The organism is Streptomyces sp. SID12488, from assembly GCF_010548275.1.
Classification (GTDB): Bacteria; Actinomycetota; Actinomycetes; order Streptomycetales; family Streptomycetaceae; genus Streptomyces.
On sequence record NZ_JAAGLT010000006.1, the window covers coordinates 171,981 to 184,814 of the forward strand.

A 12,834-nucleotide genomic window follows, 5' to 3' on the forward strand; every position below is an offset into this window, starting at 1 on the left:
AGTTGACATCCTCCCCCTCCTTTCGGAGGGGGATTCCTACGGCTCGCGCCGTGGGGTTTTCTGCTTCGTCGCAGACCGCCCGCCCGGAGAACTCCGTTGAGGTCTTACACCAGCTCCACAGACAGACACCGAGAGCCCCTCGGCCAGAATGTTCTTCGCCGCGTTGACGTCCCGGTCGTGGGTCGTCCCGCAGTTGTCGCACCTCCAGGTACGGACGTTCAACGGCATCCTGCCCTGCAAGGTGCCGCAGTGGGAGCACAGCTTGGACGAGGGGAACCACCGGTCCACGGCGATCACCTCACGCCCGTACCAGCCTGCCTTGTACTCCAGCATGGACCGCATCTCGGTCCAGCTCGCGTCCGAGACGGCTCGGGCGAGCGAGTGGTTCTTGACCATGTTGCGTACGGTCAGGTCCTCGATCACGATCGTTTGGTTCTCACGAACGAGTCGGGTGGTCAGCTTGTGCAGGAAGTCCCGGCGCCGGTCGGAGATCCGGGCATGGACCTTGGCGGCCTTGCGCCGGGCCTTGGCCCGGTTGCTCCCGTCACCCTTGGCCTTGCGGGCAAGGTCACGCTGAGCCTTGGCGAGCCGGGCACGGTCCTTGCGCTCGAACTTCGGGTTGGTGACCTTCTCCCCGGTGGAGAGTGTCACCAGGCTGGTGATCCCGGCGTCGATACCAACGCCCGTGCTGACCGGCCCGGGCATGGCCGGCCTGTCGTCGCACAGCATCGAGACGAACCAGCGTCCGGCCGCGTCCTGGGACACGGTCACGGTGGACGGTGCTACGCCCTCGGGGAGGGGCCGGGACCACACGATGTCCAGCGGATCGGCCATCTTCGCGAGAGTCAGCCTGCCGTCACGGAAACGGAAGCCGCTGGTGGTGTACTCGGCGGACTTCCGCGACTTCTTCCGGCTCTTGAACGTCGGGTACCTGGCCCGCCTGCCGAAAAAGTTGGTGAACGCCCCCTGCAAGTGCCGGAGCGCCTGCTGCAACGGAACCGACGACACCTCGCAGAGGTAGGCCAGCTCCTCGGTCTTCTTCCACCCGGTCAGCATCGCCGACGTGGCGTTGTAGTTGACCCGCTCCTGACGCTGCGCCCACGCCTCACTACGGGCGGCGAGCGCCAGGTTGTAGACCTTCCGCACGCAGCCGAACGTGCGCGACAGCTCGGCTGCCTGCGCATCGGTCGGACAGAAGCGGTACTTGAACGCCCGCTTCACATGGCTCGTGGTCACGCTCACAAACTAGCGCGGCCACGACTTAAGACCAAACCTGCGGGCCGGAGCACTGCGATCCGCCCTGGCGGCGAAACCCAGCCCGCTGCCCTGCTCCGCAGGAGCTTCGTTTCCTCCCCCGGCTGAAGCCGGGGGTATCCACGAAGGAGATCTGATGAAGGGAACGCAACACCCCACCCGGTGCCCGCGCCGCGGTCGCGGCCCCGGCCGTCTGTTCGGCCTCCTCCTGGCACTGGTCGCCGCGATCGGGCTGACCAGCACCACCGCGTTCGCCGTACCGAGCCACAACGACGCGTCCCGCGCAGGGCTCCCGCTGGTCAAGCTCGCCGCCGCCCCGATGGACACGGTGGCCGCGATGCAGCCCAGCTGGAACCTGGGCAACACCCTCGACGCCATCCCCGACGAGACCTCGTGGGGCAACCCCCTGACCACCAAGGCCCTGTTCGACACCATCAAGGCCCAGGGCTTCCGGAGTGTCCGGATCCCCGTCACCTGGAGCGGCCACCAGTCCTCCACCGCTCCCTACACGATCGACGCGACATGGATGAACCGCGTCAAGCAGGTGGTCGACTGGGCGCTGGCCGACGGCCTCCACGTCGTTCTCAACGTCCATCACGATTCATGGCAATGGCTCGCCACCATGCCCACCGACCACGACAACGTCCTGGCCCGCTTCAAGGCCACCTGGACCCAGATCGCGGCCAAGTTCCGTGACTCCCCGCAGGCGTTGCTCTTCGAGAGCAACAACGAGCCGCAGTTCAACAACACCACCGACGCCCAGGGAATCCAGTACAACAGCGAACTGAACAGCGCCTTCCACACCGTCGTGCGCCAGTCCGGCGGCAACAACTCGACCCGGCTGCTCATGCTGCCCACCCTGCACACCAATGCCGGCCAGGAATTCCTGGACGCTCTGGTCAGCGGGATGAAGTCGCTGAACGACCCGAACCTCGTGGCCACCGTGCACTTCTACGGCTGGTACCCGTTCAGCGTGAACGTCGCCGGCGGCACGAAGTTCGACGCCACCGCGCAGAAGGACATGACCGACACCTTCACCCGGATCCGCAACACCCTCACCTCCAAGGGCATCCCCGTCTACCTGGGTGAGTACGGCTTGCTGAACTACCCCGACTACAACCACCCTGCCCGTGTCGAACTCGGCGAGGCGCTGAAGTACTTCGAGCAGTTCGGCTACGAAGCCCGCACGGCCGGAGTGACCACGGCGCTGTGGGACGCCTTCAACTTCCTGAACCGCACCACGTTCCAGTGGCGCGACCCCGCCATCATCAACCAGATCAAGTCGAGTTGGACCACCCGCTCGGGAACGGCCTCCTCGGACCGGATCTTCCTGGCGAAGTCGAGCCCGATCACCGCCGGGACGCTCACCCTGAACCCGAACGGCGGTGGCTTCCAGGGGCTTTGGCGGGGCAACACCATGCTCACCCAGGGCCGGGACTACACCGTCTCCGGCAACCAGCTCACGCTCACGGCCACCGCACTCACCCGGCTGGCCGGCAACCGCGCCTACGGGGTCAACGCGACCGTCGAGGCCCGGTTCAACCGGGGCCTGCCCTGGAAGATCCACGTGACCACGTACGACAGGCCGGCCCTCTCCAATGCGACCGGCAACACCAACGGTGTCACCATCCCCACCCAGTTCCGCGGTGACCTGCTGGCGACCATGGAGGCCACGTACGCCGACGGCAGCAATGCCGGCCCGACGAACTGGACTCCGTACCAGGAGTTCAACGAGGCCTTCTCCCCCGACTACCCGGGCAACGCTCTCCTGCTCACCTCGAAGTTCGTCAACTCACTGCGGGACAACGTGCAGGCGATGCTCGTCTTCCATTTCTGGAGCGGTGCCACCGTGACGTACCGCGTGACGAAGTCCGGAGGTTCGGTGACCGGCATCGTCGGCTGACGGACAGCCCCTCGCCCCGGGTGCCCACCCGGGGCCCGGGGTTCTCCCCCGCTCCAGTCAGCTCTTCGGTGGGGCCGTGCTCTCGCGGATGGTGAGGGTGGTGGCGATCTCCACGCCCACCTGGGGCACGTCCTCGCCGCGCCCCAGTGCCAGTGCCAGTTCGGTGGCGGCCACCGCCATCTCCGCCAGGGGCTGGTGGACGGTGGTCAGGGGCGGGTCCACCCAGGCGACGGCCGGTACGTCGTCGAAGCCCACCACGCTCAGGTCCTTCGACGCCGCGGATGATCTCCACGGCCCACATGCTCTCCATCTCGCGGAAGACGAGCTCCACGAGTTTGCTGCGGTTCTTCGGCGGCTTGCGGTAGCCGTACCGGTGGATCAGCTCCTCGATGCGGGCCCGCGTCTCGTCCGACACTCCGGACCGGCTGTTGAGCACCTTCGACACGGTGGGCACCGAGACGCCGGCGGACTCGGCGATGTACGCGATGGTGACCACCCGCTATCGAGACCGCAGGCTTCGACACCCCCAGGAGTCACGAAAGCATACAACTGGCTTTCGCACGCCCGGAGAAGAGCCGATCGACACCCCACAAACACGTTCTGAGCAGGCAATAAAGAGTCTGCTCGTTTTCCTGAGAGACACATTCACCACCTCGGTCAACAACGACACTTTCGCGCCGTAAGGAGTCACATGTTCCCCGGACTGAAGATCCGTACGAGCATCATCGGGTCCGGCCGAACGGACGGACCGGTGCCAGGCTCCACCGGGTGAACATGCCGACGAGGCCGCCCTCGACGACCCTTCACCCACGCTCGTGAACTTCGCCAGGAACCTTGAGCAAGTGGTCACCGATCCTGCGACCGTCCGACCGTCCGAACGTCTTCCGAGGGGGTCAAACCCCTCCGTTGGCACCACCCCGGAGGCTCCTGGCCCAGACCACTCGGTCAAGTTTCGATCTCCCCCGCCCGACCGGGCGACAGAAGCGCGTTACCGGCGGTAGGTTCCGGCTGCCACTCCCCACTTCACAGGAGTTCCGCTTCATGCGCCGTCTTCTCACCTGCCTCACGGCCGCGGCCGTCACCTGCGGCGGGTTCGCCGCGACCGCGTCCCCAGCAGCGGCAGCGGACCCGGCCTCCGGGTCCTTCAGCACCCTCACCTACAACGTCGCGGGCCTGCCCTCGATACTCTCCAGCGCGTCCACACCGCGCGACACCAGCACCACGGCCATCGGCCAGCGCATCGCGCCGTACGACATCGTGCACGTCGAGGAGGACTTCAACTACCACGCCAACCTCTACGCCGCGGACACGGCGCACGCCTACCGCACGCCCACCAGCGGCGGTGCCGCCTTCGGCAGCGGCCTCAACACCCTGTCCAAACTCCCCTACGACGGGGACGACTTCGAGCGGGTGCACTGGAACTCCTGTCAGTGGGACTCCGGCGACTGCCTGACGCCCAAGGGCTTCACCTTCATGCGTGAGCGCCTCGCCGAGGGCGTCTACGTCGACTTCTACAACCTGCACACCAACGCCGGCACCAACGACGGCGACCTGGCCTCACGCGCCGACAACCTCAACCAGCTGACCGCGTTCATCAAGACCCACTCCGTCGGCAACGCGGTCGTCGTCATGGGTGACACCAACACCCGCTACACGCGCTCCGCGGACACCATCGCCGAGTTCGGCGCCGCCAACGGGCTGACCGACGCCTGGGTCCAGCTGATCCGCGGCGGCACCCCGCCCGCCAAGGGCGCCGACGCCCTGGTCTGCGACCAGACCGGGACCACCGTCCCCAACACCTGCGAGATCGTCGACAAGGTCCTGTACCGGGGCAGCAGACTCGTCTCGCTCAACGCCACGTCCTACAACAACGAGCACGCCAAGTTCCTCACGGATGGCGGCCTGATGCTCTCCGACCACGACCCGGTCGCGGTCGGTTTCTCCTGGTCGCGCAATGCCGCCTTCCAGCTCAGCGACCAGTACGGCGGCCCGCACGGCGAGTACTACAACGACATGGACGCCGTACCGGCGGGCGCCCGCCCTGTCAGCCTCACACTGCGCAGCGGCTCTCGCGTCGACAGCGTCGCCCTGACCCTCGACAACGGCAAGACCCTGACCCACGGCGGCACCGGTGGCACGGCGTCGTCCCTGACGCTGGGCAGCGGCGAATACGTCACCTCCGCCCAACTGTGCCAGGCGGAGAAGGACGGCCACACCCGGATCTTCTATGCCAAGTTCGCCACGAACCTCGGCCGCACCCTGGCCGGCGGCAGCACCACGTCCGACTGCGTGACACGCACCGCGCCGTCGGGGTGGCAGCTCGCCGGGTTCCATGGACGCTCCGGTGACGAGATCGACAAGCTCGGTTTCATCTACACGAAGCGCTGACCTGCTCCACCGCACCGAACACGCGGCGGCGGCCTCAGGGCCGTCGCCGCTTTCGCAACCACGCTTACGGGCCCACCGGATGACGCCCCCTTCACTGCTGGCTCTGATGCGCCTGACGAAGGCGCCCGGGGTGACCCCGGTGTGGCGGGTGAAGAACTTGCCGAAGTCGGTGGCTTCGAGAAAGCCGAGGCGGCGGGCGATGGTCGCGACCGGTTCATCGCTGCGGGCGAGCAGCTGTCGGGCCTCCGGGGCGACACGGCCGTCGATGACGTGCTTGACGGGTTCTCCGGTGGCGGCCGTGCAGGCGCGGGTGAGGGTGAGGGGCTTGACGGTGCAGCCGAGGTGGTGAGTGTAGTCGGCGGCGCGGCGGGTGGTGGCGTAGGAGCGTTCCGGTTCGGCACGGAATCGGGCGTAGACCTCGGCGCCCGCGTGCGGATCGCCACCGCTGTCAGGGTGGGGCAGCCGGTCGATCCGCAACAGCACGGAAGCCTGCAGGAGTTGGGGATCCCCGCCGACACAGCCTGCTCCGGCCAGCCGTGCTCGGCCCGCAACTGGCCCAGCAGAGTGGACAGCACCGCGTACGTGGGGCTCGCGCCCAGTTGCCAGCACGCGGACAGGGACCACTTGGTGAACTGCTTGGAGCGCGGCTGGCGTTCGAGACCCGGGGGCGGCCGGCACCGGACCGCTCCAATGCCGTACTGGTGCTCCACGCGCTCACCGGGGACAGCCATGTCTCCGGACCGGCCGAACCCGGTCACCCCACCCCGTGACGCCACCGGGGCCTCACCTCTTGCGCCACTCCTCGGCCAGCAACTCGTAGGACCGCACCCGGTCCGCGTGGCCGTGGGTGATCGTGGTGATCAGCAACTCGTCGGCGCCGGTGGCCTCCTGGAGTTGTTCCAGCCTGTCGGCGACCCGGCCCGGGGAGCCGACGAACTGGGTGTCGATGCGGTCGTGGACCAGGGCCCGGTCCGCGTCGGACCATACGTGGGCGCGCGCCTCATCGGGCGTGGGGAACTGGATCGCGCCCTCGGCGCTACGGATGCTGCGCACCCAGAGGCCGTAGCCGGTGGCGAGTTCGCGGGCGGTCTCGTCGTCCTCGGCGACCACGACGTCCGCGGAAACGCTGACGTACGGCTTGTCCAGGACATCGGAGGACTGGAACGCGGCGCGGTATCCCTCCGCGGCCTCCAGCACCGAAGCCGGACTGACGTGGTAGTTCGCCGCGAACCGCAGACCGTTGCGGCCCGCGACCTTGGCGCTCTCGCCGCCGCTGCTGCCCAGGATCCAGATCTCGACGTCGGCACCCTCGCCAGGCACGACATGGGCCTCGACGCCGTCCGCCGAGCGATACGTGCCCGCCAGCAGCGCGAGGACGTCGTCGATCTGCTCACCGTAGTCCTGCGACTCGGCGCTCGGCAGCAGGAGCAGCTTGCGCTGGAGGGCGACGCGCGGTGAGCCGAGCAGATGCTCGAAGGAGAACCGGGGCGGGATGCGCAGGCCGTTGGGGGTGTGACCATCAACCACCTGGGTCGCGTTCGGTACTGGGGTGGCGGGTCCGCCGGGCGGGCGTCCGCCGGAGCGGCCGAGGCCCAGGTCGAGGCGTCCGGGGTGCAGCGCGTCGATCAGGCCGAACTCCTCGACCGTGGACAGGGCGGTGCGGTGCCCGAGTTGTACGGCACCGGAGCCGAGCCGGATGGTCGAGGTCGCGGACGCGGTCAGGGCGAGGACGACTGCGGGCGAGGTGCCGGCGACACCCGGGTTGAGGTGGTGCTCGGCGTACCAGTAACGGGCGTACCCGAAACTCTCGGCCTGGCGGGCCAGGTCGATGGAGTTGCGCAGCGCCTCGGTGGCGGTGGAGCCGGACGAGATCGGGACCAGGTCGAGGACGCCGAGGGGGATGTCGGACATGGATGGAGGACTCCTCAGTGGTCGGCTCGGTGGTCGGCGGGAACGGGGCTGGTCTCAGGCTCTGCGAGGACCGGGCCCCATGTAAACGGCGGGTCGGGGATCTCGCCGCGCAGCACCGGCGCGATGTCCGACTGAAAGAGTTCGAGGGAGCCCCGATGCTGACGGTCCGTCAGTCCTCCTGCGTCCGCGTGCAGATGCAGCACGGTGTGCCCGAACTGTTCGTGGTAGCGGTGCACCTTCTCGATGATCTGCTGGGGGGCTGCCGATCAGGGCAGAGCTGCGTTCCACGAAGTCTTCCAGGGTCGCGAACACCGGCTCCAGGCCCAGCCGTTTCTGGAATTCCAGGTTCCCCTCGAACACGGGCCGGTAGGCGTCGATCGCTTCCTGGGAGGTGCGGGCCGTGTACAGGCCCGCCGTCCCCGCGCCGTTTCTTGTCGGCCTGGCGCTCGCGGGCCCCGCAGCACTGCCAATCACGGGTCAGCAGGCACAACCGCACGGCTAAGCCCTTTCTTCCGGCTGTCCGGCTTCCCGCTCTTCCTGCTCGTCGCCACCCGGCGTGCGCACCAGCGCGAACCGCGTACGGCGGCGCAGGGTGAACCCGATCGACTCGTAGAGCCGGATCGCGTTGGTGTTGTCGGCCGCCGCGTGGAGGAAAGGGGTTTCGCCGCGTTCCCTGATACCTGCCGCGACCGCGCGGACCAGTCGGGTGGCCAGGCCCCGGCCGCGGTGGTCGGGATGGGTGCAGACGGCGCTGATCTCGGTCCAGCCCGGTGGGTGCAGGCGTTCGCCGGACAGGGCGATCAGCCGTCCGTGCTCCCGGATTCCGAGGTAGGTGCCGAGTTCGACGGTCCGGGGCAGGAAGGGGCCGGGCTTGGTGAGGGCGACAAGGTCGAGCATCTCGGTTACGTCGGCGGGCCCGAGCCGTACGGCCTCGGGTGCGGGTTCGGCGTACAGGGCGGTGTCGACGAGCTGGACGCCCTCACCGAACTGCTCGATCTCCCAGCCGTCGGGGACTGTCTGGACCGCGGTGACCGGGGTGACGTTGCCGGGTCCCACCAGTGCGGCCAGGTCTTCCCAGGCGTGGGGGTCGGCGGGGTCCTCCAGCGCGGCGAACGGGGATACGTCGGTCGGGTAGCGGGCGGCCCGGCCGTTGCGCTCGGCGAGATGGGCGTGCGGGCCCGACAGCGCGGCCCAGGCTGCGTTGTCCAGGATGTGCGGTTCCGTCGGGCTCGGGGACGTGGCGTGGTGGACGCTGGTGGACATGTCGGTGCGAGTCTCCGTATCTGGAACGCGTGTCTGGAGTGCGCGTCTTGAACGCGGTCGGGCGCGGCCGGGACTCCGCCGTGGCACGGCGGAGTCCCTGTGACGGGTGGCGGAAGGACAGGTCAGGAGTTGTCGAGCGGCAGCCCGGGCGGGTTGACCTGGGAGGTGGTGACGGCCTCGTTGGAGAGGTTCCAGGCGGCAAGCCACTTGGCGTACTGGCCGTCCTTGATCAGCTGGTTGATCGCGTCCGCGACCGGCTTGGCCAGCCCGCTGTCCTTCTTAGCGGTGGCCGCGATGAGACCCTGGAGAGTCGCTCCCGCCCCGGAGAACTTGCCCGCGTTGCGGGTCGGGTTGGGCGTCTTGGCGACCTGGGTGACGTGGTAGGCGATACCGGGGTTGGGACCGAAGTAGGCGTCGATCTTCCCGCTGGACAACGCCAGGTAGAGGCTGTTGTTGTCCTGGAAGTACTTGACGGTGAGCTTCTTGCCCTCCTTCTCCAGCTTCCCCTTCCACTCCAGCAGGATCTTCTCCTGGTTGGTGCCGGCGCCCACCGAGACGGTCTGGCCGGCGAGGTTCTCGTAGTTGCCGTCGAAGTTCCAGGTGCTCTTGTTCAGCACCTCGAAGGCGAGGTTGTCCTGCCGGTAGGAGGCGAACTCGTACTTCTTCTTGCGCTCCTCGGTGTCGGTGACGTTGGAGAACGCCACATCGACCTTGCCGCTGTCGATCCCGACGAACAGGTTGTCCCAGGTCGAGTTCTTCACCTCCGGCTTCAGGCCGAGCACCGCGGCGACCAGCCGGCCGAGGTCGGGCTCGGCACCGGTGAGGGTCTTCTGGTCGTCGCCCACGTACGCCAGCGGCGGGAACCCGGCAGGCAGCGCGCCGACACCGATGACCAGCTTGCCGCTCTCGGCGACCGCCTTCGGCAGCTCGGCACTGATCGACTTCACCTCGGTGACCTTCAACTGGGTCTCCTTGGCAGCGCCGTTGGAGAGGGCCCCGACGGTGACCGTCCCGGCAGGCGCGCTGTCGGTCTTGGTAGCGGCGTCGCTGTCGCCGCCGCACGCGGCGAGTCCCGCAGCGAGAGAGGCGACGACTGCGGACGCGATGACGCCACGGTGGAATCTGCTGCGGAGGCTGAGGGTGCGCATGGTTGTCCTTGATTTCCTTGTCGGTTGTGCGGTGAGTGTGTGTGGGGGGGGCGGTCCGGGTTGACCGCGAGCTCGGGGAGGAACGCCCTGCGGATCAGAGGACCTTGCTCAGGAAGTCCCTGGTCCGCTCCTGTTTCGGGTGGTCCAACACCTCGGCGGGCGAGCCCTGTTCGACGATCACGCCGCCGTCCATGAAGACCACCCGGTCGGCGATCTCACGGGCGAAGCCGATCTCGTGGGTGACGATGACAAGGGTGGTGCCGCTCCCGGCCAGATCCTTGATGACGGCCTGTACCTCGCCGACCAGTTCGGGGTCGAGGGCGGAGGTCGGCTCGTCGAAGAGGATGACTCCGGGGCGCAGGGCGAGGGCGCGGGCGATGGCCACGCGCTGCTGCTGGCCGCCCGACAACTGCCGTGGGTAGGCGGCCACCTTGTCGGCCAGGCCGACGCGGTCCAGGAGTTCACGGGCGAGCGCGACGGCCTGCGCCTTGCCGAGCTTCCCGGTCGCCACCGGAGCCGCGGCCACGTTGTCCAGCACGGTCAGGTGCGGGAAGAGATTGAAGTTCTGGAAGACGAAGCCGATACGGCTGCGCTGGGTGAGGATCACCCGCTCGCTGAGCTCCTTCAGGCGGTCACCATGCCTGCGTACGCCGATCAGCTCGCCGTTGACGCTGACATGGCCGATCTCGGGCTTCTCCAGGTGGTTGATCACCCTGAGCAGGGTGGACTTGCCCGAGCCGGACGGGCCGAGGATCACGGTGACCTCGCCGGGCCGCACGGTCAGGTCCACGCCGTTCAGCACCCGGTGGGTGCCGTACCACTTGTGCACGTCGTGCACCTCGACGGTGGCTGCCGTGTCGTCGAGCGTCCCGGCGGTCATACGGCGGCCTCCTTGCGGATGCGGGCCCGGAGGTCGGTGACCCCGGTCCGCAGCGTCTGCAACGGCGTCGGCGGCAGGGTGCGGGTGGCGCCCCGGGCGTAGTACCGCTCGACGTAGAACTGGATGACGGACACGACGCTGGTGAGGATCAGGTACCAGACGGTGGCGACCAGCAACAGCGGCACGATGTCGCCTGGGTAGGTGCTGCCCATGCTCTGCACGCTGCCGAAGAGGTCGAGCAGGGACACGTAGAAGACCAGCGAGGTGCCCTTGATCAGGCCGATCAGCTGGTTGACGTAGTTCGGGGTGATGGAGCGCAGCGCCTGCGGGAAGACGATCTTCGCGAACTGGTAGCGCTTCGGCAGGCCGAGGGCGGAGGCGGCCTCGTGCTGGCCCTGGTCGACGGAGAGGATGCCGCCGCGGACGACCTCCGCCGCGTAGGCGGCCTCGTTGAGGCTGAGGCCGACGACGGCGACGACCATGTCGGTGGCGAGCCGCGACTCGTCGAAGGTGAAGAACGCCGGGCCGAAGGGGACGCCCAGGCTCAGCGTCTGGTACAGCGCGCTGAAGTTGTAGAGGAAGAGCAGGACGACGATGAGCGGAACCGAGCGGAACAGCCAGACGTAGATCCAGCTCACGGCGCGCAGTACGGGGCTCCTGGAAAGCCGTGCCAGAGCGAGGAAGATGCCGCCGAGCAGGCCCAACACCGCGCTGTAGAGCGTCACTTCGAGGGTGATGAGCAGACCGTCGAGGATCGTCGGGCGCAGGAACCAGTACTGGAACCGGTCCCACTGGTAGAAGGGGTTGGTCGCCAGCCCGTGGGCGATCTGGGCGACCAGCACGAGGACGGCGGCTGTGAGGATCCATCGGCCGGGACGCCGGATCGGGAGGACTCGCTGCGCGGCCAGGGGCATCGGTGCGGAGGGGACCTCATGGGTGTCTGGGGTGTCTGGGCGAGGTATCGCCTCGGTGGGCGGCGCTGATCCGGAGGACACAGCGACGCCGGGAGTTTCGCTCATGGAGGGCTCCAGCGGTTTCGGACACCCAGGACCGCGGAGGGCGGCAGCACCGCGCCGCCCGGGAGCGGCTCGGCACGAGACGACGCACGGGGTACACGCGGAACGGGAGCTGGGCAGGGAGAGGGCACACCGCGAACACGGTGGTCGTCAGAGAAAGTCCGAGACTCGGAGATTCAGAAACAGAGCCTCAGAAAGCCGTCAGCCTCGACAGAGGGTGCGGCAAGTGGCCGTACAGAGCGCGCTGTTGACGCGCAGCAGGTCGACGGAGCGGTCCGTGCACAGCAGGACGCGGCCGAGGCGCCGCAGTGCGGTCGTCCCGTCAGCTGCGTACATCGCTGTCACCATCACTTCTCCGGCCCTGAGGCATCTTGGTCTGCGCCGCAAGTTAGGCATGTCCCGACAAGGGATGTCAATGCGAGTGACCATCAGGTGAGACGGCCAATTCGGCAGCCCTGACCACGTCATGGGGTCTGCGCGAGCGGCCGGGAGGGATCCTGGAACCACTCCTCCGGCGACCCGTCGTACAGGGTGATGTCCTGACGGCCCAGGTCGTGAGCGCCGTGCCGACGGCGGGCAGGCACCGGAACTCGACCGAGTACGGCACGGAGCCGCATCTCAGCACATGGGATTCGCCGCCGCGCGCGGTCCGGCCACCTCATGACATTGACGAATTGCGGCGGCGATCGGTAACTTTCAACTGGCATCGAGTGTCAGCATCAAGCCCTGGCTAGCTGACCGGCAACCCTCCGACGCGGTGGGGTGCTCCAGGTGAAAGCCCGGCCGGGTCGCCGACCCGGCAAGCGCGTGGCCCCGTCGCGGGGGCCCGGACATGGAGGAATGAGCGTGCGGCACAGCAGCGTCTCCAGCCCCTCCAGCGCTGCCGTGGCGGCTCTTTCCCGGTTCTCCCGGCGACGTCACATCGACCTGCAGCGCATCTCCAGTTGTCTGTGTCGCGGCTGACCACGTCCCACAGCTGACTGTCGGCATTCACCGTCGGCACCTCCGGGTTCGAACCCGCAGCGGACCTCCTTCCCCCCTTTCCCTTCATGGCCTCTTGGTCCCTTGGCC

General features: G+C 68.0%; 10 protein-coding genes, 4 pseudogenes and 1 riboswitch. Of the genes and pseudogenes, 4 read left to right on the plus strand and 10 right to left on the minus strand.

Features of this window, described 5'->3' with window-relative positions:
* Positions 1-36 precede the first annotated feature (36 nt).
* Positions 37-1,242: an RNA-guided endonuclease TnpB family protein gene (locus tag G3I56_RS12460; RefSeq protein WP_164408987.1), complete on the minus strand. Its 1,206-nt coding sequence runs from the start codon at positions 1,240-1,242 to the stop codon at positions 37-39.
* 148 nt (positions 1,243-1,390) lie between these two features.
* Here G3I56_RS12460 and G3I56_RS12465 point away from each other — a divergent pair, with 148 nt between their 5' ends.
* Positions 1,391-3,157 carry a cellulase family glycosylhydrolase gene (locus G3I56_RS12465; protein WP_164408988.1) on the plus strand — a complete coding sequence of 589 codons (1,767 nt, stop codon included), beginning with the start codon at positions 1,391-1,393 and terminating at the stop codon, positions 3,155-3,157.
* A gap of 57 nt (positions 3,158-3,214) precedes the next feature.
* Here the strand turns inward: G3I56_RS12465 and G3I56_RS12470 are convergent.
* A pseudogene (locus tag G3I56_RS12470) lies at positions 3,215-3,653 on the minus strand (substrate-binding domain-containing protein).
* Positions 3,654-4,198: 545 nt separating this feature from the next.
* On the opposite strand from G3I56_RS12470, the gene G3I56_RS12475 reads away from it, so the two are divergent.
* On the plus strand, positions 4,199-5,545 hold the full coding sequence (locus G3I56_RS12475) for a jacalin-like lectin (protein ID WP_164408989.1): 1,347 nt from the start codon (positions 4,199-4,201) through the stop codon (positions 5,543-5,545).
* Positions 5,546-5,713: 168 nt separating this feature from the next.
* Here the strand turns inward: G3I56_RS12475 and G3I56_RS12480 are convergent.
* Positions 5,714-6,223, minus strand: a pseudogene (locus G3I56_RS12480) (hypothetical protein); the annotation flags it as partial.
* On the opposite strand from G3I56_RS12480, the pseudogene G3I56_RS43755 reads away from it, so the two are divergent.
* Positions 6,172-6,312 (plus strand): annotated as a pseudogene (locus G3I56_RS43755) (homoserine O-acetyltransferase); the annotation flags it as partial. The pseudogenes G3I56_RS12480 and G3I56_RS43755 sit on opposite strands and share 52 nt — an antisense overlap.
* Positions 6,313-6,328: 16 nt before the next feature.
* Here the strand turns inward: G3I56_RS43755 and G3I56_RS12490 are convergent.
* The 7 genes and pseudogenes from G3I56_RS12490 to G3I56_RS44690 all read right to left on the minus strand — a co-directional run bounded on the left by G3I56_RS12490 (position 6,329) and on the right by G3I56_RS44690 (position 12,099).
* Positions 6,329-7,456 carry an LLM class flavin-dependent oxidoreductase gene (locus G3I56_RS12490; RefSeq protein WP_164408990.1) on the minus strand — a complete coding sequence of 376 codons (1,128 nt, stop codon included), beginning with the start codon at positions 7,454-7,456 and terminating at the stop codon, positions 6,329-6,331.
* A gap of 14 nt (positions 7,457-7,470) precedes the next feature.
* Positions 7,471-7,882: pseudogene (locus G3I56_RS12495) on the minus strand (LLM class flavin-dependent oxidoreductase); the annotation flags it as partial.
* Positions 7,883-7,954: 72 nt separating this feature from the next.
* A complete protein-coding gene (locus G3I56_RS12500) occupies positions 7,955-8,719 on the minus strand; it encodes a GNAT family N-acetyltransferase (protein WP_164408991.1) in 765 nt (254 codons plus the stop codon).
* 122 nt (positions 8,720-8,841) lie between these two features.
* Positions 8,842-9,867, minus strand: a complete 1,026-nt coding sequence (locus tag G3I56_RS12505) for a transporter substrate-binding domain-containing protein (protein WP_164408992.1) — start codon at positions 9,865-9,867, stop codon at positions 8,842-8,844.
* 94 nt (positions 9,868-9,961) lie between these two features.
* Entirely contained in the window at positions 9,962-10,747 is a 786-nt protein-coding gene (locus tag G3I56_RS12510; protein WP_164408993.1) for an amino acid ABC transporter ATP-binding protein, read from the minus strand.
* On the minus strand, positions 10,744-11,661 hold the full coding sequence (locus G3I56_RS12515) for an amino acid ABC transporter permease (protein ID WP_239134865.1): 918 nt from the start codon (positions 11,659-11,661) through the stop codon (positions 10,744-10,746). The genes G3I56_RS12510 and G3I56_RS12515 overlap by 4 nt, the downstream gene beginning before the upstream one ends.
* Before the next feature lie 303 nt (positions 11,662-11,964).
* Positions 11,965-12,099 (minus strand): hypothetical protein, encoded by a 135-nt coding sequence (locus tag G3I56_RS44690; RefSeq protein WP_275406694.1) that lies wholly within the window; start codon positions 12,097-12,099, stop codon positions 11,965-11,967.
* Between the two features lie 366 nt (positions 12,100-12,465).
* Positions 12,466-12,575, plus strand: a riboswitch (SAM riboswitch).
* A 28-nt stretch (positions 12,576-12,603) separates the two neighbouring features.
* Between G3I56_RS44690 and G3I56_RS45015 the strand changes: the two genes are divergently transcribed.
* Entirely contained in the window at positions 12,604-12,726 is a 123-nt protein-coding gene (locus G3I56_RS45015) for a putative leader peptide (protein WP_343239929.1), read from the plus strand.
* Positions 12,727-12,834 lie beyond the last annotated feature (108 nt).

What these genes read in the sequence shown, in the direction of transcription:
- G3I56_RS12465 (WP_164408988.1), top strand. Translation starts at nt 1,391, where the DNA reads ATGAAGGGAACGCAACACCCCACCCGGTGCCCGCGCCGCGGTCGCGGC.
- G3I56_RS12475 (WP_164408989.1), top strand. Translation starts at nt 4,199, where the DNA reads ATGCGCCGTCTTCTCACCTGCCTCACGGCCGCGGCCGTCACCTGCGGC.
- G3I56_RS12490 (WP_164408990.1), bottom strand. Translation starts at nt 7,456, where the DNA reads ATGTCCGACATCCCCCTCGGCGTCCTCGACCTGGTCCCGATCTCGTCC.
- G3I56_RS12500 (WP_164408991.1), bottom strand. Translation starts at nt 8,719, where the DNA reads ATGTCCACCAGCGTCCACCACGCCACGTCCCCGAGCCCGACGGAACCG.
- G3I56_RS12505 (WP_164408992.1), bottom strand. Translation starts at nt 9,867, where the DNA reads ATGCGCACCCTCAGCCTCCGCAGCAGATTCCACCGTGGCGTCATCGCG.
- G3I56_RS12510 (WP_164408993.1), bottom strand. Translation starts at nt 10,747, where the DNA reads ATGACCGCCGGGACGCTCGACGACACGGCAGCCACCGTCGAGGTGCAC.
- G3I56_RS12515 (WP_239134865.1), bottom strand. Translation starts at nt 11,661, where the DNA reads ATGCCCCTGGCCGCGCAGCGAGTCCTCCCGATCCGGCGTCCCGGCCGA.
- G3I56_RS44690 (WP_275406694.1), bottom strand. Translation starts at nt 12,099, where the DNA reads ATGTACGCAGCTGACGGGACGACCGCACTGCGGCGCCTCGGCCGCGTC.
- G3I56_RS45015 (WP_343239929.1), top strand. Translation starts at nt 12,604, where the DNA reads ATGAGCGTGCGGCACAGCAGCGTCTCCAGCCCCTCCAGCGCTGCCGTG.